The organism is Streptomyces alboflavus (assembly GCF_000716675.1).
Classification (GTDB): Bacteria; Actinomycetota; Actinomycetes; order Streptomycetales; family Streptomycetaceae; genus Streptomyces; species Streptomyces alboflavus.
Window position 1 is genome coordinate 142,156 of sequence record NZ_JNXT01000005.1, and the last position, 24,161, is coordinate 166,316.

At 71.8% G+C, this 24,161-nt stretch carries 25 protein-coding genes, 1 tRNA gene and 1 riboswitch; of the genes, 16 read left to right on the forward strand and 10 right to left on the reverse strand.

Annotated elements, in window-relative coordinates:
- Positions 1-124: 124 nt before the first annotated feature.
- The 4 genes from OO63_RS06520 (at position 125) to rdgB (ending at position 2,896) form a co-directional block, all read left to right on the forward strand.
- On the forward strand, positions 125-358 hold the full coding sequence (locus OO63_RS06520; protein ID WP_030358333.1) for a PTS sugar transporter subunit IIB: 234 nt from the start codon (positions 125-127) through the stop codon (positions 356-358).
- A gap of 515 nt (positions 359-873) precedes the next feature.
- The gene (gene rph, locus OO63_RS06525; RefSeq protein ID WP_030358332.1) at positions 874-1,605 is read left to right on the forward strand and encodes a ribonuclease PH; all 732 of its coding nucleotides are present in this window, start codon (positions 874-876) and stop codon (positions 1,603-1,605) included.
- Positions 1,606-1,788: 183 nt separating this feature from the next.
- Entirely contained in the window at positions 1,789-2,187 is a 399-nt protein-coding gene (locus tag OO63_RS06530) for a hypothetical protein (protein WP_030358331.1), read from the forward strand.
- Positions 2,188-2,293: 106 nt separating this feature from the next.
- Positions 2,294-2,896, forward strand: a complete 603-nt coding sequence (gene rdgB / locus OO63_RS06535) for an RdgB/HAM1 family non-canonical purine NTP pyrophosphatase (protein WP_030358330.1) — start codon at positions 2,294-2,296, stop codon at positions 2,894-2,896.
- An 85-nt stretch (positions 2,897-2,981) separates the two neighbouring features.
- Here the strand turns inward: rdgB and OO63_RS06540 are convergent.
- From OO63_RS06540 to bcp, 3 genes are all read right to left on the reverse strand, one after another.
- A tRNA-Leu gene (locus tag OO63_RS06540) sits at positions 2,982-3,065 on the reverse strand.
- Between the two features lie 47 nt (positions 3,066-3,112).
- Positions 3,113-4,636, reverse strand: coding sequence for a glycine betaine/L-proline transporter ProP (proP, locus tag OO63_RS06545; protein ID WP_030358329.1), 1,524 nt, complete (start codon positions 4,634-4,636; stop codon positions 3,113-3,115).
- A 133-nt stretch (positions 4,637-4,769) separates the two neighbouring features.
- Positions 4,770-5,237, reverse strand: coding sequence for a thioredoxin-dependent thiol peroxidase (gene bcp / locus OO63_RS06550; RefSeq protein WP_030358328.1), 468 nt, complete (start codon positions 5,235-5,237; stop codon positions 4,770-4,772).
- Between the two features lie 162 nt (positions 5,238-5,399).
- Here bcp and OO63_RS06555 point away from each other — a divergent pair, with 162 nt between their 5' ends.
- From OO63_RS06555 to OO63_RS06565, 3 genes are all read left to right on the forward strand, one after another.
- Positions 5,400-5,726 (forward strand): DUF3618 domain-containing protein, encoded by a 327-nt coding sequence (locus OO63_RS06555; RefSeq protein WP_030358327.1) that lies wholly within the window; start codon positions 5,400-5,402, stop codon positions 5,724-5,726.
- A gap of 97 nt (positions 5,727-5,823) precedes the next feature.
- Positions 5,824-6,126, forward strand: a complete 303-nt coding sequence (locus OO63_RS06560) for a GroES family chaperonin (RefSeq protein ID WP_106967814.1) — start codon at positions 5,824-5,826, stop codon at positions 6,124-6,126.
- Between the two features lie 73 nt (positions 6,127-6,199).
- Positions 6,200-6,269: riboswitch (guanidine-III (ykkC-III) riboswitch) on the forward strand.
- Between the two features lie 29 nt (positions 6,270-6,298).
- On the forward strand, positions 6,299-6,619 hold the full coding sequence (locus tag OO63_RS06565; protein ID WP_030358325.1) for a DMT family transporter: 321 nt from the start codon (positions 6,299-6,301) through the stop codon (positions 6,617-6,619).
- Positions 6,620-6,655: 36 nt separating this feature from the next.
- Here OO63_RS06565 and OO63_RS06570 read toward each other — a convergent pair whose 3' ends face one another.
- Entirely contained in the window at positions 6,656-9,517 is a 2,862-nt protein-coding gene (locus OO63_RS06570) for a transglycosylase domain-containing protein (protein WP_428835923.1), read from the reverse strand.
- Between the two features lie 228 nt (positions 9,518-9,745).
- Here OO63_RS06570 and OO63_RS06575 point away from each other — a divergent pair, with 228 nt between their 5' ends.
- From OO63_RS06575 to OO63_RS06590, 4 genes are read left to right on the forward strand one after another with little or no spacing between them, the layout of a single operon-like run.
- Positions 9,746-10,567 carry an ABC transporter permease gene (locus tag OO63_RS06575; RefSeq protein WP_030358323.1) on the forward strand — a complete coding sequence of 274 codons (822 nt, stop codon included), beginning with the start codon at positions 9,746-9,748 and terminating at the stop codon, positions 10,565-10,567.
- The gene (locus OO63_RS06580) at positions 10,560-11,513 is read left to right on the forward strand and encodes an ABC transporter permease (RefSeq protein WP_428835924.1); all 954 of its coding nucleotides are present in this window, start codon (positions 10,560-10,562) and stop codon (positions 11,511-11,513) included. Before OO63_RS06575 ends, OO63_RS06580 begins: the two co-directional genes overlap by 8 nt.
- Positions 11,514-11,519: 6 nt before the next feature.
- Positions 11,520-12,521, forward strand: a complete 1,002-nt coding sequence (locus OO63_RS06585) for an ABC transporter ATP-binding protein (protein WP_030358321.1) — start codon at positions 11,520-11,522, stop codon at positions 12,519-12,521.
- A 9-nt stretch (positions 12,522-12,530) separates the two neighbouring features.
- Positions 12,531-13,271 carry a DUF1707 SHOCT-like domain-containing protein gene (locus OO63_RS06590; protein WP_078618970.1) on the forward strand — a complete coding sequence of 247 codons (741 nt, stop codon included), beginning with the start codon at positions 12,531-12,533 and terminating at the stop codon, positions 13,269-13,271.
- Between the two features lie 502 nt (positions 13,272-13,773).
- On the opposite strand, the gene OO63_RS06595 is transcribed toward OO63_RS06590, so the two are convergent.
- A complete protein-coding gene (locus OO63_RS06595; protein WP_030358319.1) occupies positions 13,774-15,108 on the reverse strand; it encodes an SGNH/GDSL hydrolase family protein in 1,335 nt (444 codons plus the stop codon).
- Positions 15,109-15,351: 243 nt separating this feature from the next.
- Here OO63_RS06595 and OO63_RS06600 point away from each other — a divergent pair, with 243 nt between their 5' ends.
- Positions 15,352-16,731, forward strand: coding sequence for a DUF445 domain-containing protein (locus OO63_RS06600; RefSeq protein WP_030358318.1), 1,380 nt, complete (start codon positions 15,352-15,354; stop codon positions 16,729-16,731).
- 45 nt (positions 16,732-16,776) lie between these two features.
- On the opposite strand, the gene OO63_RS06605 is transcribed toward OO63_RS06600, so the two are convergent.
- A complete protein-coding gene (locus tag OO63_RS06605) occupies positions 16,777-18,171 on the reverse strand; it encodes an MFS transporter (RefSeq protein ID WP_030358317.1) in 1,395 nt (464 codons plus the stop codon).
- 218 nt (positions 18,172-18,389) lie between these two features.
- Here OO63_RS06605 and OO63_RS06610 point away from each other — a divergent pair, with 218 nt between their 5' ends.
- The 3 genes from OO63_RS06610 (at position 18,390) to OO63_RS06620 (ending at position 20,830) form a co-directional block, all read left to right on the forward strand.
- Positions 18,390-19,334 (forward strand): GlxA family transcriptional regulator, encoded by a 945-nt coding sequence (locus OO63_RS06610; RefSeq protein WP_051810606.1) that lies wholly within the window; start codon positions 18,390-18,392, stop codon positions 19,332-19,334.
- Between the two features lie 166 nt (positions 19,335-19,500).
- Complete coding sequence (locus tag OO63_RS06615) at positions 19,501-19,998, forward strand: hypothetical protein (protein WP_030358315.1); 498 nt, start codon at positions 19,501-19,503, stop codon at positions 19,996-19,998.
- Between the two features lie 406 nt (positions 19,999-20,404).
- A complete protein-coding gene (locus OO63_RS06620) occupies positions 20,405-20,830 on the forward strand; it encodes an RICIN domain-containing protein (protein ID WP_030358314.1) in 426 nt (141 codons plus the stop codon).
- 179 nt (positions 20,831-21,009) lie between these two features.
- Here OO63_RS06620 and OO63_RS06625 read toward each other — a convergent pair whose 3' ends face one another.
- The 3 genes from OO63_RS06625 to OO63_RS06635 all read right to left on the reverse strand — a co-directional run bounded on the left by OO63_RS06625 (position 21,010) and on the right by OO63_RS06635 (position 22,474).
- Positions 21,010-21,312: a hypothetical protein gene (locus OO63_RS06625; protein ID WP_030358313.1), complete on the reverse strand. Its 303-nt coding sequence runs from the start codon at positions 21,310-21,312 to the stop codon at positions 21,010-21,012.
- A gap of 103 nt (positions 21,313-21,415) precedes the next feature.
- A complete protein-coding gene (locus OO63_RS06630) occupies positions 21,416-21,628 on the reverse strand; it encodes a DUF397 domain-containing protein (protein ID WP_030358312.1) in 213 nt (70 codons plus the stop codon).
- Positions 21,629-22,474: a helix-turn-helix domain-containing protein gene (locus OO63_RS06635; protein WP_030358311.1), complete on the reverse strand. Its 846-nt coding sequence runs from the start codon at positions 22,472-22,474 to the stop codon at positions 21,629-21,631.
- A 220-nt stretch (positions 22,475-22,694) separates the two neighbouring features.
- Between OO63_RS06635 and OO63_RS06640 the strand changes: the two genes are divergently transcribed.
- Positions 22,695-23,336 carry an ATP-binding protein gene (locus tag OO63_RS06640; RefSeq protein WP_030358310.1) on the forward strand — a complete coding sequence of 214 codons (642 nt, stop codon included), beginning with the start codon at positions 22,695-22,697 and terminating at the stop codon, positions 23,334-23,336.
- Here OO63_RS06640 and OO63_RS06645 read toward each other — a convergent pair.
- Positions 23,309-24,079: an HNH endonuclease gene (locus OO63_RS06645; RefSeq protein WP_030358309.1), complete on the reverse strand. Its 771-nt coding sequence runs from the start codon at positions 24,077-24,079 to the stop codon at positions 23,309-23,311. The two genes, OO63_RS06640 and OO63_RS06645, sit on opposite strands and share 28 nt — an antisense overlap.
- Positions 24,080-24,161 lie beyond the last annotated feature (82 nt).

The following is a 24,161-nucleotide window of genomic DNA, read 5'->3' on the forward strand; positions in this document are numbered from 1 at the left end:
CTTGATCGTCATGATTGGGTACGAGTGCCGTGACCGCCCGCGAAGATGGGCCAACCGTGCGTTACCGTGACAAAGCGGACCTACGGTGTCGTGGCCGCGTCCTTTTCAGAGCAGGGAGAACACCATGGCCAGCAAGGCTGAGAAGATCGTTGCCGGGCTCGGCGGCATCGACAACATCGAAGAGGTCGAGGGCTGCATCACGCGCCTCCGTACGGAGGTCAAGGACCCGGGGCTGGTCGACGACGCCGCTCTGAAGGCCGCGGGGGCGCACGGGGTCGTGAAGATGGGGACGGCCGTCCAGGTCGTCATCGGGACCGACGCGGACCCGATCGCCGCCGACATCGAGGACATGATGTAGCGCTTGCGCTGTGCTGAGCGTGGGTGAGGGCCTTGTTCCGGTCACTGGGACAGGGCCCTCACGCGTGCGTGGGCGCCCCCGATCGGCGCTCCGCTTTCTCTCGCTCGCCCGCCCGAACTCGCACCGGGCTGAGCGACAGCCCGGCACCCTCAGCCCCGAATGGGGCGCTCCCGATCGGCGCTCCGCGCCTCGTCCTCAAGCGCCGGACGGGCTTTCTCCCACCCGCCCGCCCCCGCCAGGGCTTCGGTCCGGGTGGGGCGCACTGCCTGCCCGGGGTCACTCAGCCCGCCTCGGCGAGGAGTCTGCGCTCGCCTCGGGGAAGTTTTCAGCCCGTCCGGCGTTTGAGGACGAGGCGCGGAGCGCCGATTCGGGGGAGGACTGTCCCACCCGTCACGGGACGCCCGGCCCCGGGGTCCAGGGGCGGAGCCCCCCCCACGCGGCGGAGCCGCAAAGTGTCACAGCCGGGAAGGGGCGGGATTGGGGAAGGCCCCGCCAGGGCCCGATAGGGTCGCCGCATGTCTCGAATCGACGGCCGTACCCCCGAACAGCTCCGCCCCGTCACCATTGAGCGTGGGTGGAGCAAGCACGCCGAGGGCTCCGTCCTCGTGTCCTTCGGCGACACCAAGGTCTTCTGCACGGCCTCCGTCACGGAGGGCGTGCCTCGCTGGCGCAAGGGCAGCGGCGAGGGCTGGGTCACCGCCGAGTACTCGATGCTCCCGCGCTCCACGAACACCCGCGGCGACCGCGAGTCCGTACGCGGCAAGATCGGCGGCCGCACGCACGAGATCAGCCGCCTCATCGGCCGCTCGCTGCGCGCCGTCATCGACTACAAGGCCCTCGGCGAGAACACCATCGTCCTGGACTGCGACGTCCTCCAGGCCGACGGCGGCACCCGCACCGCCGCCATCACCGGCGCCTACGTCGCCCTCGCCGACGCCGTCGCCTGGGCCCAGGGCAAGAAGCTGATCAAGGCCGGGCGCAAGCCGCTCACCGGTACGGTCAGCGCGGTCTCCGTCGGCATCGTCGGCGGCGTACCGCTGCTCGACCTCTGCTACGAGGAGGACGTGAAGGCCGACACCGACATGAACGTCGTGTGCACCGGCGACGGTCGCTTCGTCGAGGTCCAGGGCACCGCGGAGGCCGAGCCGTTCGCCCGCGAGGAGCTGAACGCGCTGCTCGACCTCGCCGTCGGCGGCTGCGTCGACCTCGCCGCGTACCAGCGCGAAGCGCTCGAAGCGGTCAAGTAGGGCAGAGCGCCGGACGCGGCCCGAGTGGCGCGCGGCGCGGTCGAGTCGGGCGCGGGCGCGGGGGATGCGCGGTTCGGCTCGCCCGGCGTGGGAAGCAACCCTCGGGGCCCGGACGGGCGTTCTTACGGATGCGGGCGTACGGGCCAAGCCGTACGCCCGCCCGCAACGGGGAGGGAATTCCGCATGGCCGCGCGCCACCGCCGTACCGCTACCGCCATCATCACCGCTCTGATCGCAGTTCCGGCGGTCTCCGGCCTCGTGGCCTGCGACCCCGTCGACAAGGCCGTCGACTGCGTGAAGACGGCCGACGCGATCCACGACAACGTCCAGGACATGCAGGAGGCCGCCCAGGACGCCGCGCTGAACCCCGGCAAGGCCGACGACTCCCTGGACGACATCGAGGACAACCTCGACGACATCCGCGACAAGTCCGACGACGCCGACGTGGACAAGGCCCTGGACCACCTGGACAAGGCCATCGACAACATCCGCGACTCCTCCAAGGACGGCGGCGACAAGTCGCCCGACCTCAGCCCCGCCGTCGACGCGGCCAAGGAGCTGACGAAGGTCTGCACCGACTGACCTGCCGGGGCGGCGCACTCCGTGCCCGACGACACCCGGCGAGTGTCACGCCGACGGGACGGGGGCGCGCCGGAGCGGCCGGTCGCGGGGCCGCGATACTGATCCCATGACCCGTCTCATCCTCGCCACCCGCAACGCCGGCAAGCTCACCGAACTGACGGCGATCCTCGCCGCCGCCCGGCTCGACCACGAGCTGGTCGGCGCGGACGCCTACCCGGACGTCCCCGACGTCAAGGAGACCGGCGTCACCTTCGCCGAGAACGCCCTCCTGAAGGCGCACGCCCTGGCCAAGGCCACCGGCCTGCCCGCCGTCGCCGACGACTCGGGCCTGTGCGTCGACGTGCTCGGCGGCGCCCCGGGCATCTTCTCCGCGCGCTGGGCGGGCCGCCACGGCGACGACCGCGCCAACCTGGACCTGCTCCTTGCCCAGCTCGGCGACATCGACGACCCGCACCGCGGCGCCCACTTCGCGTGCGCGGCGGCCCTCGCGCTGCCCGACGGCGCGGAGCGGGTGGTCGAGGGGCGGCTGCTCGGCACCCTGCGGCACACCCCGGCGGGCACGGGCGGCTTCGGCTACGACCCGGTGCTCCAGCCCGAGGGCGAGACCCGCACCTGCGCCGAGCTGACGGCCGACGAGAAGAACGCGATCAGCCACCGCGGCAAGGCGTTCCGCGCGCTGGTGCCTGTGGTGCGTGACCTGCTCGGCTGACCAGGACGGAACCTGTCCTGTACGCGGCCGGACCGGGACCGGACACGGTGAAGGGCGCCCCCGCGGAGGCGCCCTTCAGCACGTGTGCGGCCGGAGGGACTCGAACCCTCACGGGTGTTACCCCACTGGGACCTAAACCCAGCGTGACTGCCAGTTCCACCACGGCCGCGTGCCGCGCCCATCGTAATCGCCGCCCGGCCGGGGCTGCCGGGCGAGTCAGAACTTGGGCGCCGTGGCCTGCGCCGCGACCAGCTCGGCGGCCTCCTCCTTGCTCTCCACCGACGGCGGCGAGCCGCTGAGGGGCCGCTGCGCGGTCTCCTTCATGCAGGCCACCGCGATGATGCCGACGACGGCTGCGGCCATCGCGTAGTACGCGGGCATCATGTCCGTGCCCGTGACGCTGATCAGCGCGGTGATCACCAGCGGCGCGGTGCCGCCGAACAGCGAGGCGGACAGGTTGTAGCCCACCGAGAGGGAGCCGTAGCGCACGGGGGTGGGGAACAGCGCGGGCAGCGTCGCCGACATGGTGCCGAGCAGGCACACCAGGGACAGGCCGAGCATCAGCATGCCCGCCGAGACGGCGACCAGGGCGCCCTGCTTGATCAGCAGGAAGGCCGGGACCGACAGGACGAGGAAGCCCACCATGCCCGTCATCAGGAGCGGCTTGCGGCCGTAGCGGTCCGACAGGACGCCGATCCGGTTGATCACCAGCATCAGGACCACCATCGTGGCGATGAGGATCAGCAGCCCGTGCGTGTCGTCGTAGCCGAGCTCGTCGGTCAGGTACGTCGGCATGTACGACAGGAGCATGTAGTCGGTGACGTTGTACGCGCCGACCAGGGCGACACACAGGATCAGCGTCGGCCAGTACTGGCGGAAGATCTTCGCGAGGTCGCCCTTGGCGGACGTCTCGACGGCGGAGGCCGCCTCGGTCGCCGAGTGGTACGTCTGGTCCTCCAGCTTCTGGAACGCCGGGGTCTCGTCCAGGCGCAGCCGCAGATACAGGCCGACCAGGCCGAGCGGGCCCGCGACCAGGAACGGGATCCGCCAGCCCCACGCCTCCATGGCGCCGTCGTCCAGCGTCGTGGTCAGGATCGTGACCAGGCCGGCCGCGCCCACGTACCCGGCGAGGGTGCCGAACTCCAGGAAGCTGCCGAAGTAGCCGCGCCGCTTGTCCGGCGCGTACTCGGCGATGAACGTGGAGGCGCCGCCGTACTCGCCGCCCGTGGAGAAGCCCTGCACCAGACGGAAGACGATCAGCAGCACCGGGGCCCAGAAGCCGATGGCGGCATAGCTCGGGATCAGGCCGATGGCGAAGGTGCCGACCGCCATCAGGATCATCGTCAGGGCGAGGACCTTCTTGCGGCCGATCTTGTCGCCCATCGGGCCGAACACCATGCCGCCGAGCGGCCGCACCAGGAACGACACCGCGAAGGTGGCGAACGAGGAGATCAGCTGGGCGGTGTCGTTCCCGGACGGGAAGAAGACATGCCCGATGGTGACGGCCAGATAGCTGTAGATGCCGAAGTCGAACCACTCCATGGCATTGCCGAGCGAGGCCGCTTTCACCGCGCGCCGCACGGCCGCGTCGTCGGTCACCGTGATGTCGGTGCGCCGCAGGGGCGGGTTCCGGCGCCGTCTGATGGCCCGGAACAGGGTGCGGTGACGTTTCACCGCCGCCGGGTCGGTGCCGGGCAGGACATCGGCCTCGGGGTCGGCCGGTTGCTGGCTGGCCGCCATGGAGTGATCCTTTCGCTGACGGTGGTCCACGGGATCACTTGCTCGCACTCCGCGATCGCAAACGAAAGCCCCCTGTGAGGGGGGCTTCGTCACATGCGCGGGTGGCCGAGGGACCGGCGCCCGGCCAGGGGGATCAGACCCCCAGATCCCTGATGATCTTGGCGACGTGGCCGGTCGCCTTCACGTTGTAGAAGGCGTGCTCGACCTTGCCCGTCTCGTCCACGACGACCGTCGAACGGATCACGCCGGTCACCGTCTTGCCGTACAGCTTCTTCTCGCCGAAGGCGCCGTACGCCTCCAGGGTCTCCTTGGACGGGTCGCCGACCAGCGTGACCTTCAGGTTCTCCTTCTCGCGGAACTTGGCGAGCTTCTCCGGCTTGTCGGGGGAGACGCCGATGACGTCGTAGCCCGCGGCCGCGAGCACGTCCAGGTTGTCGGTGAAGTCGCAGGCCTGCTTGGTGCAGCCGGGGGTCAGGGCGGCCGGGTAGAAGTACACGATGACCTTGCGGCCCTTGTGGTCCGCGAGGGAGACGTCCTTGCCGTCGGCGTCGGGCAGGGTGAAGGCGGGGGCGGTGTCCCCGGGCTGAAGTCGCTCGCTCATTTCCGGTCTCCTCGTGGGCGGCACGCGCGGGCGCGCACGCATCAGGGTGTGGTGACGGAGTCGAGCGTAATAGGGGTGCCGTGGGGTGCGACGGGGGTGAAGCTGACAGACTGTGGAACGACCAGTACCGAGTACACGGAACACACCCACGGAGGCAGCGCGGTGTCGGATGCGGATGCCAGGACCCCTGCGCAGATCGAGGCGGACATCAAGCGCCGGCGCGACCAGCTCGCCGAGACCCTCGACGAGATCGGGGTGCGGGTCCACCCGAAGACGATCGTCGGGGACGCCAAGGCCAAGATCTCTTCGAGCGTCGACCAGTCGCTCGGGCGGGCCTACGTCAGCGCGAACCGCCTCGTCTCCGATGTGAAGGCCCAGTTCGTCGCGGAGGACGGTGCGCCCCGCGTGGAGCGGATCGTGCCGGTGGCCCTGGTCGTGGTGGGCCTGGTGGGGCTCCTCGCGGCGGGCTCCAGGCGCCGCAAGGGCTGACCCGGAGGCGTACAAGGCGCGCGGGGGCAGGTAGGTTCGGGGCGTGAGCGCCAAGACATCTGAACCAAGCACCCACGACGACAAGCTGCCGATCCGGATGCTGCACGACCGCGTGCTCGTGCGTCAGGACACCGCGGAGGGCGAGCGGCGCTCCGGCGGCGGCATCCTGATCCCCGCGACCGCGGCCGTCGGCAAGCGCCTGGCCTGGGCCGAGGTCGTCGCCGTGGGGCAGAACGTGCGCACGGTGGAGCCCGGTGACCGGGTCCTGTACGACCCCGAGGACCGCGCCGAGGTCGAGGTGCGGGGCGTGGCGTACGTCCTGATGCGCGAGCGCGATCTGCACGCCGTGGCCGCGGACCGCTTCGAGGGGTCCGAGGACTCCACCGGCCTGTACCTGTAACGCCCCGGGGCCCGGCGCCCCGGCCCGACGCAGCCGAGAAGGGGCTGGTGACCATCGTCACCAGCCCCTTTCGCACGCCCTTTGCTACCTTGGAAGGACCCCGACGAGACGCGCCGTACCGGGATCCGCAAAGACGACGCACCCCTGAAGTCCCTTTTTCGGAGGTGCCGTCATGGCCTGGGTCCTGCTCGTCGTCGCCGGTCTGCTCGAGGTCGGCTGGTCGATCGGCATGAAGTTCACCGAGGGTTTCACCCGCCTGTGGCCGAGTGTGTTCACCGGCGCGGGCATCGTCGCCAGCATGCTGCTGCTGTCCTACGCCGCCAAGACCCTGCCCATCGGCACGGCCTACGGCGTGTGGGTCGGCATCGGCGCCGCCGGTGCCGCGCTGGTCGGCATGCTCGCGCTCGGCGAGCCCGCCACCGCGGCCCGGATCTTCTTCGTCTGTCTGCTGCTCGTCGCCGTCGTGGGTCTGAAGGCGACGAGCGGCCACTGAGGCCAGGCCCTGTGGGGCCCCGGGGACCCGGCGGCGTCAGTCGCCGCCGCGCCCCCGCGGCCCCGTGGTCGTCCCCTGCGTGAGCCCGCCCAGAGCGCCCTGCTGGCCGCCCTGGGCGCCGCCGTCCGCGGCACCCCCGTCGGCGCCGCCCCCGGTCGGCCCCTGGTTCTGCCCCTGCGTCTGGCCCTGGTCCTGGCCCTGCGTCTGGCCGCCCTGGTCCTGGCCCGCGGTCGGGCCCTGTGTCTGGCCGCCCTGGTCCTGACCGCCGGTCGGCCCCTGGTTCTGGCCCTGGTTCTGCCCCTGGTTCTGGCCGCCCTGGTCGCCGCCGCCGTCCGCGGCACCGCCGTCGGCCGTGCCGCCGGTGTCCTCGTCGCCGCCGTTCGCGCCGCCCGTGTCCTCGTCCGGGTCGGGCTCCTCGGCGCCCTCCGACGGGTCGGGCTGCACCGGCACGTCCGCGCCCGGCTCCAGCTCCAGGTCGAACTCCTTCACCGACTTGCCCTCCAGGGCGTCCTTGGTGAACTGCGCCCAGACCCGCGCCGGATAGCCGCCGCCATTGATGCGCCGCTCGCCGAGCGCCCCGTACAGCGGCGTCTGCACGGCCGTCTTCGGGTCCTGGCCCATCACGGCCACGACCGTCGCCAGGTCCGGCGTGTAGCCCGCGAACCAGGCCGCCTTGTCCTCCTCGGCCGTACCCGTCTTGCCCGCCGCCGGGCGGCCCGCGGCGAGCGCCGCCGTGCCCGTGCCGGAGTCGACGACGCTGCGCAGGATCGACGTGGTGGTGTCCGCGGCCTCGCGGCTCACCGCCGTCTTCTCGCCCCGCTCCGGCAAGGCGACGTCCTCGCCGTCCTTGGTGATCTTCTCGACGAGCGTGTACGAGCCGTGCTGGCCGTGGTTCGCGAGCGTGGCGTACGCCTCCGTCATGTCGAGCACGGACGCCGTGGACGGGCCGAGCGCGATGGACGGGGACGCCGTGAGGTCCGGGGTCTTCTCCGGCACGCCGAGCGCGACCGCGGTGTCCTTGACCCGGTCGGAGCCCACGTCGACGGCCATCTGCGCGTACACGGAGTTCACGGACTTGTCCGTGGCCTCGCGCACGGTGATGTCGCCGTACTGGCCGTCGTCCTCGTTGGCGGGGGCGTACTGGCCGCCGTCCCAGCCCTGCACCGGACGCCGGTTGTTGCCGTCGTAGATCGTGTTCGGCGTGATCGGGGTGCCGGACTGCGTGGTCGAGCCGTTCTGCACGGCCGAGGTGAACACGAACGGCTTGAAGGTCGAGCCGACCTGGTAGTCACGTCGGGTGGCGTTGTTGACGAACTGCTTGGTGTAGTCGATGCCGCCGTACATCGCGACGACCTTGCCGGTCTTCGGGTCCACGGACGCGCCGCCGACCCGCACGTTCCGGTCGATCTTGCGGGCCTTCTTGTCGAGCTTCGACATCACCTGGTCGTCGACGGCCTTCACGAACGCGTCCTGCCGCGGCTTCTGCAGGGTGGTCGTGATGCGGTAGCCGCCCCGGTGCAGGGCGTCCTCCTCGACGATCTTGTTCTCGATGAGGTAGTCCTCGACGGCCTTGACCACATAGCCGCGCTGCCCGGACAGGTCCTGGTTGCCCCTGGCCTGCTCCGGCGCCGGGAACTTCTGCTTCTCGCGGTCGGCGGAGGACAGCCAGCCCTCCTTGACCATGCCGTTCAGGACGTAGTTCCAGCGGCCCACCGCGTTGGGCTTGTTCTCCGGGTGCGCCGCCACGTCGTAGGCGTTCGGGGCGTTCACGAGCGTCGCGAGGTACGCGCCCTGGCCGACGGTGAGGTCCTCGACGTCCTTGCCGTAGTACGCCTGCGCGGCGGCCTGCACGCCGTACGCGTTGCGGCCGAAGTAGCTGGTGTTCAGATAGCCCTGGAGGATGTCGTCCTTGCTCACCTCGCGGTCCAGCTTGATCGAGATGAAGAACTCCTTCACCTTGCGGGTGACCGTCTGCTCCTGGCCCAGGTAGTAGTTCTTCACGTACTGCTGGGTGATGGTGGAGCCGGACTGCTTGCCCTTGCCGGTGACGGTGTTCCAGGCCGCGCGGAGCATCGCCTTCGGGTCGACGGCGGACTCGCCGTAGAAGTCCCGGTCCTCGGCCGCGAGCACGGCGTGCTGCACGTGCTTGGGGACCTTGGACAGCGGGACGTTCTCGCGGTTCATGCCCCTGCTGTCGTCGCGGGCCAGCTCGGTGCCGTCGGCGTACAGGTAGACGTTGGCCTGCTTGGTGGCCGTGGCGTTCGCGGGCGGGATGTCGATCAGCAGATAGCCCGCGGTGAAGCCGCCCACGCAGAGCAGGACCACGAAGATGAACCCGGCGAGCACCATCCGCCAGGTCGGGAAGAGGCGCCGCCAGCCCTTGCGCTTGGGCCGCTTCTTCTTGCCGCTCTTGGCGGCCTTGCCGGGGGCGCCGTCACCGGGCGCGGCGGCCACGGACGCGGCGGCGGCCCCGGCGGCACCCTGCTCGGGCTCGCGCGGGGCCCAGCCCTGGTGCTGCTGGCCCTGGCCCGGTCCCGGGGGGATGGCCCGCAACTGCTGGGTGGAGGGGTCAGGGGCGCCCTGGGGCGCGGCGCCCTTGGGGCGGCCGAGCGGGCGGAGCTGCTGGGTGGAGGGGCCGCCGTCGGGGGCGCCGGGGCCGGGAGCGCCGGGTGTGCCCTTCGGCGGGGTGGGGCGGTCGCCCGGAGCGCGGTCGGCCGGGGCGCGGTCGCCCGGAGCGCGGTCGTCCCGGTCGTCGCCCGGCGCCGGGTCGCTCGGCCGGGAGGCCCGCTCGGCCGGTCCCTCGGCGGGCCCGTCCTGCCGGGCAGCGGGTTCGCTCGGCCGGGCGGTGGGCTCCTCCGGCCCGTCGCCCGGCTGCCGCTGTGGCTCGTCGCTGCTCATGTCTCGCGGAACTCCCGGTTCGCGTCGTACATCTCGTACGCCTCATACATCCAGTACGCCTCGTACGACCCATTGCACACTGTCGCCGCATGCCTTTCAGGCCAGGCACGCTCCGTGGAGCGAAATTGCCTGGCACGGTCGGCCCCGACCGCACTAGGCTCCTGCGCTTCGGTCCGGGCACGGGCCCGGGCGCGGTGGCCTGGAGCGGTACGAGGCTCTCTGAAAGGGATGTTCGTGAGATCAGGACGGTTCCGCCTGTACGCGGCCGTCGCCGCCGGCAGCTTCCGGCGGTTCGCCACGTACCGGATCGCGACCATGGCCGGTGTCTTCACCAACACGGTCTTCGGAGTGATCCTGACCTACACCTATATTGCCCTGTGGGACGAGAAGCCTGGACTTGGAGGATACGACCAGGCGCAGGCTCTCACGTACGTGTGGCTCGGGCAGGCGCTCCTGACGACCGTCGCGGTGATGGGCGGCGGCTTCGAGGACGAGCTGATGCGGCGCATCCGCACCGGCGACATCGCCATCGACCTGTACCGCCCGGCCGACCTCCAGGCCTGGTGGCTCGCGGGTGACCTGGGCCGGGCGCTGTTCCAGCTGCTCGCGCGCGGTGTGGCGCCGATGCTGTTCGGCGCGTTCGTCTTTCAACTGGCTCTTCCTGGCGACGTGTTGACGTGGCTCGCCGCGGCGCTCGCCGTGCTGCTCGGGGTGGTGGTCAGCTTCGCGCTGCGCTTCCTGGTGGCGCTCAGCGCCTTCTGGCTGCTCGACGGCACGGGGGTGGCGCAGATCTCGTGGCTCGCGAGCACGTTCTTCTCCGGGATGCTGCTGCCCCTGAACGTCTTCCCCGGCGCCCTCGGCGAGATCGCCCGCGCGCTGCCCTGGTCGGCGCTGATCCAGGTGCCCGCCGACGTGCTGCTCGGCGAGCGCTCGGGCGCGGAGCTGCCGGGGACGTTCGCCTTCCAGGCCGGGTGGGCCGTCGCGCTGCTCGCGGCGGGGCGGCTGCTGCAGGCCGTGGCGACGCGGCGGGTGGTGGTGCAGGGTGGCTGAGGGGCTCAAGCAGGGCGATCTTGGCGGGCAGGGCGAGCTGGGTGGGCAGGGCGATCTTGGTGGGCAGGGCCGACTCGTCGGGCGAGGGGAGGAGTGGCCCTCCGGCCTGCGGGACGGCGCCGCCGACGGGCCGCTGGAGCGGGCCAGGGACGGGCTGCGCGCCTACCGGATGATCACCGCCATGTGGATCCGCTCCACCCTCGCCTACCGCGCGTCCTTCGTCATGACGGCCCTCGGCAACCTCACCGCGACCGCCCTCGACTTCGCCGCGATCCTGCTGATGTTCTCCCAGGTCGACGAGCTCGGCGGCTACCGGCTTCCCGAGGTCGCCTTCCTCTACGGCGCCGCGTCCTGCGCCTTCGGCCTCGCCGACCTCTCCATCGGCTCCATGGACCGGCTCGGCCGACGGGTCCGCGACGGCACCCTCGACACCCTCCTCGTGCGGCCCGCGCCGGTGCTCGCGCAGGTCGCGGCGGACCAGTTCGCGCTGCGCAGGATGGGGCGTGTGGTGCAGGGGCTGCTGATCCTCGGGTACGCCTGCGTCGCCCTCGACATCGCCTGGACACCCCTGAAGGTGCTGCTCGTCCCGCTGATGCTGGCCAGCGGCGCGGGGATCTTCATGGCGGTGTTCGTGGCGGGCGCGGCCTTCCAGTTCGTCGCGCAGGACGCCTCCGAGGTGCAGAACGCCTTCACCTACGGCGGCAACACGCTCCTGCAGTACCCGCCGTCCGTCTTCGGCAAGGACCTGGTGCGCGGCGCCACCTTCCTGGTGCCCATCGCCTTCGTGAACTGGCTGCCCGGCCTGTACGTGCTCGGCCGCCCCTATCCGCTCGGCCTGCCCTCCTGGGCCGCCTTCACGCCGCCGCTGGTGGCCGTGGCGTGCTGCGCGCTCGCGGGCCTCGCCTGGCGCGCCGGACTCCGCTCGTACCGCAGCACAGGGAGCTGATACGTCATGGACACGGTCCTGGAAGCCGGCCTCGACGCCGACGTCGACGCCGACTTCATCGCGCTCGACGGCGTCGAGAAGATCTTCGACGTACGCCGGAAGACCGGCTTCCTGCGCCGCGAGCGGCACCAGGTGCGGGCCGTCGACGGCATCACCTTCCGGGTGCCGCGCGGCGAGATGGTCGGCTACATCGGGCCCAACGGCGCGGGCAAGTCCACCACCATCAAGATGCTCACCGGCATCCTCACGCCCAGCGGCGGCCGGCTGCGGGTCGCGGGCATCGACCCGGCCCGCGAGCGCACCCGGCTCGCCCGCCGCATCGGCGTGGTCTTCGGCCAGCGCACCACCCTGTGGTGGGACCTGCCGCTCATCGACTCGTACCGCCTGATGCACCGCATGTACCGCATCCCCGACCGGCGCTACGCCGAGAACCTCGACCGCTGCGTCCAACTCCTCGACCTGGGCGAGCTCCTGGACGTGCCCGTGCGCCAGCTCTCGCTCGGGCAGCGGATGCGCGGCGACATCGCGGCGGCGCTCCTGCACGACCCCGAGGTGCTCTACCTGGACGAGCCGACCATCGGCCTCGACGTCGTCAGCAAGGCGAAGGTGCGCGCCTTCCTGCGCGACCTGAACACTGAGTCCGGCACCACCGTGCTCCTGACCACCCACGACCTCACCGACATCGAGCAGTTGTGCAAACGCGTCATGGTCATCGACCACGGGCGTCTGATGTACGACGGGCCGCTCGCCGGGCTGCACGAGGTGGGCGCGAGCGAACGCACCCTCGTGGTCGACCTGGAACGCGAACTTCCGCCCCTGGAGGTCGAGTCGGCCCGGGTCGTGAAGGTCGAGGGCCCCCGGCAGTGGCTGGCGTTCCCGGCCGCCGCGTCGGCCGCGCCGCTGGTGGCCGCCGTGGCGGCCCGCTATCCCCTCGTCGACCTCTCCGTGCGCGAGCCCGACATCGAGGCCGTGATCGCCAAGATGTACGCGGACCGGGGAACCTCGTAGGCTTTCGTCATGACGGACGCCGAGCCCACGCCCTCGAACAAGCTGCCCGAAGCCGCGGGGCGGGGCTCCGCCGAGCCGCGCCCCGCCGAGCTGCGGGCCTCCGACGCCGACCGCGAGAAGGTCGCCGACGTGCTGCGCGAGGCCCTGGCCGAGGGGCGGCTCGACATGGAGGAGTTCGACGAACGCCTCGACGCGGCGCTGAAGGCCCGCACCTACGGCGAGCTGGCCCCCCTCACCCGCGATCTGCCGTCCGCGGGCACACCCGGGCCCACGGTGTCCATGGTCAAGCGCTCCGGCGACGCCGACAGCTACGAGATCGACTGGGCCGAGCGGGTCGTCGGGGGTGAGCCCTCGTCCACGGGGGCCTTCGCCCTCTGGAGCGGGTTCAACCGCAAGGGCGGCTGGACCATCGGGCGGCTCTTCACGTCCTTCGCGATGTGGGGCGGCGGGGAGATCGACCTGCGCGAGGCGCGGTTCGCCGAGCGGGACGTCGTCATCCGCTGCTTCGCCCTCATGGGCGGCATCCAGGTCACCGTGCCGCCCGAGCTGAACGTCACCGTCAAGGGGTTCGGGATCATGGGCGGCTTCGGGGACGACGCCACGGGGCCCGGCACGCCGGGGTCGCCGCGCGTCGTCGTCACCGGCTTCGCCCTCATGGGCGGGGTCGCCGTCGAACGCAAGCTGCGCAAGCAGGAGCGGGCTCGGCTGAAGGCGGAGCGGCGGGAGTTGCGGGAGCGGCGCCGGGACTGACCCTCGCGGGGCGCCCCAGTCCCTCCCCTTCTCCGAAACCGGGGCTGCGCCCCTGGACCCCAGGGGGTGGGTGTCCCGTGCGGGTGGGACGGGCCGCCGCCGATCGCGCTGCGCGCTCGTCCTCAAACGCCGGACGGGCTGAATTACTTCGCCGAGGCGGGCTGAAGGGCACCGGCCAGGCGGTGCGCCCCACGCCCGCCGAAGCCCTGGCGGGGGCGGGCGGGTGGGAGAAAGCCCGTCCGGCGATTGAGGACGAGGCGCGGAGCGCCGAAACGGGGGCGCCCCCCCGCGGGGCTGAAGCTGCCGGGCTGTCGATCGGGCCGGAGGAGGCTCGGGTGGGTGGGAGAAAGCCCGTCCGGCGTTTGAGGACGAGGCGCGGAGCGCCGATTCGGGGGTGTGCTGGTCGGGCTGACGGTGCCGGGCTGTCGGAGAGGCCCGGGACAAGTTCGGGCGGGTGCGTGGTCCCACCCGCACCGGGTGGTCCGGCGCGGGCCCCGGCGGGCTAGAGCTCCGCGGCCGAGGACCCCTTCAGGTCGGCCGGGTTGAACGCCTGGCCCATCCGGCGGAACCCCTCGTCGCTGGGGTGCAGGTTGTCCCCGGAGTCGTACCGGTCGAGCAGCGCCCGGGGATCGTAGGGATCGCGCAGCGCCTTGTCGAAGTCGACGACCGCGTCGAACACCTTCCCGGAGCGGATCTCCTTGTTGACGGCCTGGCGGACGCCCTCAAGGGCGGGCGTGTACCCCCGGTGCCCCCCGAAGGGCATCAGCGTCGCGCCCACGACCCGCAGCCCGCGGGCATGCGCCTGCCGGGTCAGCTCCCGCAGCCCGTCGGTGATGCGCCGAGGATCGGTCTCCTGCGGATTGCGGAGGATGTCGTTGATGCCGAGGGCGATGACGACGGCCTTGACACCGGTGCGCCCGAGGACGTCCCGCCCGAAGCGGGCGAGCCCGCTGGGGTTGGCACCGGGCCCGCCACGGGCGCCGGGCCTCCCGTCCGACAGGACACGGTTGCCGCTGATGCCCTGGTTCACGACGCTGTAGCGCGGCGCGCCGGCCTCCTGGCGCAGCCGGTCGGCGAGGACGTCGGTCCAGCGCCGGTTGGCGCCCATGGTGGAGGTAATGCCGTCGGTGATGGAGTCGCCGATGACGACGACGGTGCCGTCGGTCTCGTTGCTGAGCACGTCGACGGCGGAGAGGTAGCGCCAGTACGGGCTCTGCTCGTGGTACGCCGACCCGCTCGGGTCCTCGGTGTGGTCACCGTCGGCGACGTACGAGATCTGACGCGCGTGCGGGTGGTACGTCACCGGCCCTGACGCGGTCGGCGAGAACGTCGTGACGAGCAGGTCCGCGTCGTGCGGCACCCGCAGCCGCACGGCGTCGCTGACGATCTGCTGGCCGGGCTGGATCACCACGGACGTGTCGCCGCGGAAGGTCAGCCGCCGCAGCGTGCCGGCGGCCGCGGTCGGGTTGTTCGAGGCGGTGGCCACGGCGACGGAGGCGTGCGTGACGGTGAGCGGCTGGGTGCCGTACAGGTTCGACAGGGTGATGCGGGCGCTCTCGCCGCCGACGCTGGTGTGCACCACGTTGCGTACCGAACGACCCGCCATGCCGCGCGCCTCGGTGCCGGGTTCGGCGCCCGCGGGGGAGGCGGACCAGGTACCCACCCAGGTGCCCGCCGACGCCGGGGCCGCGGAGTTGCGCGGCCCGCGCGGCGAGGCGCTGAGCTGGTCCTTCGTGTCGTCGTCGGCGCCCGTGACGCCGATGTATATGGCCGCCGACACGACCACGACGATCGTGAGCACGGCGGCCAGCAGTGCATAACCGTGACGCTTGGTCATGCGGGCTGTTTCTCCTCGGGCAGGGGGAGCCCGAGGCTCCGGTGTGAACACCCCATGATGCGTCATGGGCCGCGAGAGGGCCGACACTGCCCCCCTCCGCTCACTCAGACGCCGGGAACTTGTGGTTCGTTCCAGGAGTCGGACTGGAAGGGACAATGCGAACGGGTACGACGACGGCGTACGACTGACGTACGCACCACCAGGCACGCGCAGGAACAGCGACGCGAAGACGGGGCTCCAGGGATGCAAGGTACGAACACGGAGGAAGCGGCCGAGGCGGGCAGGGAACAGCATGCCCGCGGCGGCCGCTCCCCAAGCGCGGGCGGCGGACCCGCCGCAGGACCGGGCGGCCCCGGCGGCCCCGGCGCCTTCAGCGAGGCCGACGCGGAGAAGCAGCGCGGCGTCCGCCGGATGAAGCTGACCGCGACGGGCCTGCTGCTGTTCGTCGCCGTCGTGTACGTCCTCGCGAAGTGGGCGCAGAACACGGGCGCCGGGCCCTGGGCCGGATATGTCGCGGCGGCCGCCGAGGCGGGCATGGTCGGCGCGCTCGCCGACTGGTTCGCGGTGACGGCCCTGTTCCGGCACCCCCTCGGCATCCCCATCCCGCACACGGCGATCATCCCGAAGAAGAAGGACCAGCTCGGCGCCTCCCTCGGGGACTTCGTGGGCGAGAACTTCCTCTCCCGGACGGTGGTGCGCCAGCGCCTGCGCGCCGTCGGCATCGGCAGCCGCCTCGGCACCTGGCTCGCCGAGCCGGAGCACGCCGACCGCGTCACCGCCGAGCTGGCCACCGCGCTGCGCGGCGCCCTCACCGTCCTGCGCGACTCGGACGTGCAGGCCGTCGTCGGCGAGGCCATCACGCGCCGCGCCGACGCCCAGGAGATCGCGCCCGGCATCGGCAAGATGCTGGAGAAGGTCGTCACGGACGGCGGCCACAAGCGCGTCGTGGACCTGGTGTGCGTGCGCGCCCACGACTGGCTCGTGGCGCACGCCGACTCCGTGATGGACGCCGTCGAGGGCGGCGCCCCCGGCTGGACCCCGCGCTTCGTCGACAAGAAGGTCGGCGAGCGGGTCTACAAGGAACTCCTGCGCTTCGTGACCGAGATGCGCGACATGCCAGGACACCCGGCCCGCGGCGCCCTCGACCGCTTCCTCACCGACTTCGCCGCCGACCTCCAGTCCGACACGGACACCCGCGCCCGCGTCGAGAACCTCAAGCGCGAGGTCCTCGCCCGCGACGAGGTGCAGGACCTGATCGCCTCCGCCTGGTCCGCGGTCCGCCAGATGGTCGTGGCCGCCGCCGAGGACGAGCGCAGCGAACTGCGGCTGCGCGTCCGGGCGGCCCTGCTCTCCCTCGGGCAGCGCATGGCCACCGACACCCGCCTCCAGGAGAAGGTCGACGGCTGGGTCGAGGGCGCCGCGGTGTACGTCGTGACGACGTACCGCGACGAGATCACGTCCCTCATCACGGACACCGTCGCGAGCTGGGACGCCGAGCACACCTCGAAGAAGATCGAGGCCCACATCGGCCGCGACCTGCAGTTCATCAGGATCAACGGCACGGTGGTGGGGTCACTGGCGGGACTCTTGATCTATACGGTGTCGCGGGCGCTGGGGGCTTAGCGGGGTCACTGGGGGCTTAGCGGGGCTACTGGTGGCTTAGCGGGGTCAGGGGCGCCCCCGTCCTGCCGCCGGTGACGGTTCCCGCCGTGCGGGGCTCGCCAGCGAAAGCAGCGCCGCCGTCGCGCACAGCGCCGCCGTCCCCACCCACACCAGGTCGTACGACCCGAACGCGTCCCGGGCCGCGCCGCCGAGGAACGCGACGGCGCCCGCGCCCACCTGGTGCGCGGAGTTGATCCAGCCGAACACGATCGCCGCGTCGGCGCCGAAGTACGCGCGGCTCAGCGCGATCGTCGGCGGCACCGTCGCCACGTCGAGCAGCCCGAAGACCACCACGAAGGCGACCAGCGGCGGCTGGACGGTGGCCGTGAGCAGCAGGGGCAGCGCGAGCAGGGCGAGGCCGCGCAGGGCGAAGTACGCGGCGAGCAGCCGCCGCGCGTCCCCGCGGTCGGTCAGCCAGCCGGAGGCCACCGTGCCCGCCACGTTGAAGATCCCGATCAGCGCGAGCAGCGAGGCGGCGGCCGTCATCGGCATGCCGTGGTCGTGCGCGGCGGGCGCGAAGTGCGTCCACATCACGCCGTTCGTCGACGCCCCGCAGATCGCGAAGGTCCCGGCGAGCAGCCAGAAGGGGCCGGTGCGGGCCGACCGGACCAGGACGCGTACGGCGCGCCGCGCCGCGCCCGGGACCGGTGCGGGCCGCGGCACGAACTCCGCCGCCCCGTAGGGGCGTTGGTCGATGTCCGCCGGATGGTCCCGCAGCGTCAGCCACACCAGCGGCGCCGCCAACAGCGCCGCACCCGCGAGCGTCAGCGCCGCCGCCCGCCACCCGTACCGCCCCACCACCTCCGAGAGCACCGGCAGGAACACGAACTGCCCCACCACGCTCGCCGCCGTCAGCAGCCCCGTGACCAGGCCCCGCCGCGCCACGAACCACCGCTCGGTGACGGTCGCCGCGAACGCCATCGCCGTGGCGCCGGAGCCGAACCCCACCAATACGCCCCAGTAGAGCGCGAACTGCCAGGCCGCCGTCATCGCCGTGGCGGTGAGCACGGCCCCGGCGCCGACGAGGCCGAGGGCGCCCGTTGTCACGTACCGCATCCCGAACCGGTCCATCAGCGCGGCCGCGAACGGCGCGGTGGCCCCGTACACGACCATGTTCACCGCGCTGCCCACCCCGATCGCGCCGCGCGACCAGCCGAGTTCGGCGTGCAGCGGCCCGACGAGCAGCCCGGCGAGGGTGGTGAAGGCGCCCGCGGTGACGATGGCGAGGGCGGCGGTGGCGGCGACGGTCCAGGGGGTGAGGGGGAGGCGGGGCCTGCGCGGGGCGGGGGAGGTGGTGAGGGCGGACGGGGCTTGCGCTGGGGCTTGCGTTGGGGCTGGGGCTGGGGCTGGGGCCGGGGTCGGGGACGGCTTGCGTGGTGACGCACTCGACGACGTACTCATGATCCGAGCGTCCGTCCGGCGGGGTGAGCGGGACGAGTGGCCAGATGGCCAAGGTGTGCAAGCATCTGGCCATGGCGACGCGAGGTACGACACAGGGGACGACGCGAGGTGCGACACCGGGGGCGACGCGAGGGACGACACAGGGGCGCGCGTCGGGGGACCCGGGGGGCGGGCGCCCCCGCACCGTCGCCGTCCTCGTCCGGGACGGCGTCCTGCCGATGGAACTCGGCCTGGTCCACCAGCTGTTCGGCAGCGCGCGCGACGCGGCGGGCGCCCCGCTCTACACGCCCCTGACCTGCGCCCTGCGCCCCGGCATGGTCGACACGGACGCCGACTTCCCGATCCGCGCGCCGCACGGCCCCGAGGTTCTGGCGGGCGCGGACACGGTGATCGTGCCCGCGTCACACCGCGAGGACGAGTCGCTGCGCCCCGGGGAGTTGACCGCCCCGCTGGCCGAGGCGCTCACCCTCGCATCGTCCGCGCGCCGCATCGCCTCGATCTGCACGGGCGCGTTCGTCCTCGCGGCGGCGGGACTCCTGGACGGCCGCCGGGCGACGACGCACTGGCTGTCGGCGGAGCGGCTCGCGCGCGGCTTCCCGTCCGTCACGGTCGATCCGGACGTCCTGTACGTGGACGAGGGCGCCGTGCTGACGTCGGCGGGGGAGGCGGCCGGGATCGACCTGTGCCTGCACCTGATCCGCCGCGACCACGGGGCGGCGGTGGCGGCGGCCGTGGCGCGCCGCACGGTGGTGCCGCCGCACCGGGAGGGCGGCCAGGCCCAGTACATCCAACGCCCGGTCGCCGAGCCCGAGTCGACGTCGACGGGCGCGGCGCGGGCCTGGGCCCTGACCCGCCTCGGCGAGCCCCTGACCCTGGCCGAACTGGCCGCCCGGGCCTCGATGAGCGTCCGCACCTTCAGCCGCCGCTTCCGCGACGAGACGGGCCTCACCCCGGTCCAGTGGCTCACCCAGCGCCGCGTCGACCGCGCCCGCCAACTCCTGGAGGAGACCGACCACACGGTCGACCGCATCGCGGCGGAGTGCGGCTTCGGGACGGGGGCGTCGCTGCGGGGGCACTTCCAGGCGGGGGTGGGGGTGTCGCCGGGGGCGTACCGGGCGACGTTTCGGGGGCGGGAGGGGAGCGGGCCGCGTCCGCGTGGGTGATCGCGTGCACATGCGCGGTTGAGCGCGGGTGATCGCGTACGCATGCGCGGTTGAGCGTGGGTGATCGCGTACGCATGCGCGGTTGAGCGTGGGTGATCGCGTACGCATGCGCGGTTGAGTACGCGTACTCAGGCCCGGCCGCGCGCGGACCGGCACCGTCGTACACATGAACGCACCGAGCTCGCTGCTGACCGTACCGACCTCTCGGCACCACACCTCGCGCCTGCTGCGGAACGCGCTGCGCCCGCTGCGGGGCCGGCCGGCCGCCGAGCGCTGGGCGACCCGCCTGCTCGGGGCGGGCGTGGCCGCCGCCGCGTACCTCCTCTTCCTCCCCTGGGACCTGCGCAACCGCCCCGAGACGCCGGGCGCGATCAACGAGACGTCACCGGTCACGGACACGGGCATCACGCTCGTGGTGGTCACCGTCCTGGCCCTGGCCGCCTACTTCGGCCACCGCGACCGCCTGCGCTGGACGCTCCCCGTGGTGGTCGCCCCGCCCGCCGCCCTCCTCTGGGTCTCCTTCACCACGCACGAGGCGCCGGACGCCTCGCTCTGGCCGCTGGCGTGGCTGGTCTTCGTGATGGCGGGGAGCGGTGTGGTGCTGGCGGTGGCGGGGTTCGCGCGGCAGTTCAGGGGGGACGGGCCGGGCGGCCGTTCCGCCTAGGGTCGGCCGCGGGCCGGGGCGCGGGCGTGGCCGCCGAGGGTCGGCCGCCGGACGGGGCGCGGGCGTGGCCGCTGAGGGGCGCGTGGGGCGTACGGATCGGGGCAGTCGACGCCCCCGGGACGGGCGCCCCTGCCGCCACCGCCGCGCCCTCACCACCCGCACGGCGCTCCCGTACCAGGAAAGGTCCCGGCCACGCCGAGGTGAGAGGCACCCCGCCCCCCGCACACCTCCCCGCCCGCCCCCGACCGAATCGCTCGACATGTACCCCCATGACCCGGCCGCCCCAAAGACCCACGCTCCGACCGGAAGAGCCCGTTACGTGACACCTGGCCGCCGCCTACGTTGAGGTCCGCCCGCCCGGGCAGCCCGCCCGGGCACCGACCCTCTCTCGTACGGAGGTTGACGCATGGCTCCGATCATCCCGGACGGCGACTACTGGATCCGGAACGCGGCGTTCGAGGACCTGTACGTGGACCTCAGCGGCAACTCCACCGCGCCGAACACCCCGATCTGCGGCTGGGAGCTGCACAAGGGCGCCAACCAGAAGTGGCACGTCACCACCACCAACGGCGTGAACCAGTACGTCATCAAGAGCGCCGCGGGCGATGCGTTCATCTCCCAGAGCGACATCCGGATCTACCCGCCCCAGATCGCGGGCCAGCCCGTCCCCCTCCAGTGGTCGATCGAGCCGGTCGGCGAAAACCTCTTCCGCATCGCCTTCGTGTACGCCAACGGCGTCATCACCCTCCCGTCCAACAGGAAGGGCACCCAGCTCAACCTGGAGGAGTGGATCGGGGAGCGGAACCAGAAGTGGTTGTTCGAGTCGGCGTGAGGGCTGGTGCGGGCTCGAGGGCTCTCGAGGGCTCTCGAGGGCTCGTGGCGGCTCGTGACGGGCTCGTGACGGCTTGAGCCCCGGCGCCGCTCCGGCCGCCTGACCGGGCGGTCCGCGGCGGCCCTGCCTGGGGGAAGCGCGGCCCCGTGCACCTGATCGGTGCGCGGGGCCGTCGGCCGTCAGCGGCGGCGGTCGACGGCCACCCAGGACGCGAGCGCCACGCTCCCTGCGACGCCGAGGACGGCGGGCCAGGCGCCGACCTTCTTGGCCAGCGGATGCGACCCGGCGAACCCGGCGACGTACGCGGCGCTGAGGGCGGCGGCGGTCTTGGGCCCGGCCTGCCGCCGCCACTGCTGGGCGGCGGTGGCTCCGGCGACGGCGAGCACGGCTCCGCCGAGGGGGCGCTTCTTGGTGAGGCGGGCTACGGCGTAGCCGCCGAGGAGGCCGCCTGCGGCTACCGCGGCCGCCGGTACCTTCTCCACCACGTTCGCCATGCCTGCCTCGCTTTCATCCGGTTAGGGAGGGATCCATCGCTTTGGCCTGAGCGTAACGCGCGGCTATTTCGTAGCGTACGGAGAGGCCGGTTCAGGGGCGCTGCTGCTGCGGGAGCGAGGCGAGGAATCCAGACCATGTCTCCGGCCGGACGACGACCCGCTGTCGGCCATCGGGACACTTCGAGTCGCGTATGAAGACGTCGTCCATCGTGAGGGCCACTTCGACGCACTCCGTGGTGTTGCCTCCGCTGTACGAGGACTTGAACCAGGAGTGGTCGGGCACGGGCTCTGGGTCGACTGGCACTTACAGCTCCTTGCGGACGCGGTGGATCACGGATGAGGAGGCTTCCATGTCCAACGCTTGTGCGCGCAGGTAGTCGAACGCAAGTCGGTATCGGTCCAGTTCCTCGTCCTTCTCCAGGAAGAGGGAGCCCGTGTGGTAGTCGAAATACACCACATCGAGGGCAGGTTCAGGTCCGCCGAGGATCACGAAGCTGCCCAGCGCGGCGCAGTGGGCTCCCTTGGAGAAGGGCAGTATCTGAAGCGTGATGTGAGGGGCTTCGTTCGCTTCGAGGAGGCGGCCCAGCTGCTCCTTCATGATCTCCGGTGAGCCGACGACGCGGCGGATGACGGACTCGTCGAGGATCGCCCACAGCCGTGGCGGCTTCGGCCGGGCCAGGATCTCCTGCCGCTTCATGCGGATGTCCACGAGCCGCTCGATCTCCGCCGGCGCCAGCTGCACCTCATTGGCCTCCTGCAGGGCTGTGCTGTACCGGCGAGTCTGCAGCAGCCCGGGGATGTAGACGCAGGCGAAGTGGTCCTCGCGGACAGCCTCGTCCTCCAGGGTGAGCAGGAGGTTCATGCTCTCCGGGATCGAGTCGGCGAGGGAATTCCACCAGCCTTGCTGCCGGGCCTCCTTGGCAAGGTTGACGAGAACGTTCCGCTCGACGTCGCTGGTGCCGTACGCACGGCAAAGCGCCTCTACGACAAGCCACTTGACCGGCCCTTCGCGCGTCTCGTACCGGCTGACGGTGGCCTTGGACACGCCGACGCAGAGCCCCGCCTCCTCCAGCGTCATTCCCTTGCGCGCACGCAGCTTGCGCAGGGTCGCGCCGAGCTGGCGGCGACGGGTGGTGGCTCTCGCTGGCACGTCGGTTACCTCCTCGGCGGCGCGGGCGCCCTGCTCGCTGGCCGCAATCAGGCTATGCGCGAGGGGAGTTGGTGCTGGTCGGATTCACTCGATGGATTCGCGTGAGAAGTTACATGGTGAGAGTTCTCTATGTCATGCTCGGACGCCTGGACGGCTACGCAGTGTCGCCGCAAGGGCGCGGTGGGTGCAGCTCGGGCGTGGCCAGGGAGGGAGCCTTGCGATGTCTTTCTCTGAGGCGGGCGTGGATGTCGAAGCAGGTCGGCTGCGGTGCGTCCTGCCGTTCGAGGCTGCACCGGCGGAGCTGAGACTCCTCCGAGCTGCGGTCCGCCGCACGCTCGGGCGGTGGGGTGCGGCGGCCGTCGCCGATGAGGCCGAGCTGGCTGTCACGGAGCTGGCGGCAAACGTCATCAAGCACGTGGGTGAAGGGACTGCGGCGACGCTCGTGCTGGAGCCGAAGGAAGACCGGATCAGGGTGGAGCTGCACGACAAGAGCCACATCGTGCCTGCCGTTGCCCGCGCAGGCTGCGATGAACTCTGCGGCCGAGGCCTGCACTTGCTCACGGCCATGAGCCTGGACTGGGGCACGCTGCTCACCGCTACCGGTAAGGCGGTGTGGTGTGAGATCTCGCTGCGGCCCGCACTGCACTGCGTATGCATCCAGCGTGCTGCAGCTGTGCTGGACGAGTACCGACGGGCAACACGGGCCGATGCTGCGGTCGTGCCGACGTACGCGGTGCTGGAGGCGACTGTCACCGACGTGATCGCTGATCTGCTCCATTGGGTTGCAGCTCAGGGCGGGGATACGGATGGCGTGCTGGACCGGGCGCAGATTCGCTACGAGACGGAGGCTGAAGCAGCGTGAGGGCCGGTCTGCGCGGATGTACGGATGATGGCCCGCAACTCGTCGGGGGTGCGCCAGGATTCTCCGGGACGGCTCCTGTGGCACATGCGGTGGCAGTTCGCGCACAGGCAGGCGAGGTCGTCGAGCCGGGTCTTGCTGGTGCCGACGACATGGAGAGGAGTGACGTGGTGCACTTCGATGTAGTCGGCGCCGAGCTCTCCGTACGTCACGGTGAAGTCGAAGCTGCAGACCTCGCACATGAGGGTGCCGCCGCGCCGCCGTACCTGCTGGATCTTTGCTCTGCGGAGTCTGGGGTCACGCTCGCGGACCAGGGCGCGTCGGACGAGCAGCCTTCCTTCGACCGCAGTGGAGCCGGAATCGTCGACCTCATCGGGCTGCGGGGTGAGGAGCTGGAGCTGCCCGGAACCGATTCCGTCCTCGATCGCCTGGGCTGCCGCGAGCATCTCGGCTTCCCGGCTGATCAGGGCATCGATCATCTGCAGGGTCGGATTGCCGCACCGCGTGCGGCCGCCGCTGTAGCCGGGATGGTTCGTTGCGAAGTCAGTGGTTTTCCGGCTGACGCTGTCCGGCGACCTGAACCCAGGCAGGGAGAGGGCTTCGGCCGGGTGGATCGGGAGCGAACGCAGCAGCTCAGACAGCTCGTGAACCTCGCGGTCGCCGGTCCGGAGTTCTCGCCATCCATTCCGCACGACGAGCGCCCCGGCCAGTACGAGCTCGTCCTCACTCCACGCAGGTGTCCGCATGCGCAATATCGTATGAGTGTTCGGCGTGACGGAGGGTGCGTTCGGTGAACGGCGCGGCGTACTGCACACTTAGTCGGGTCTC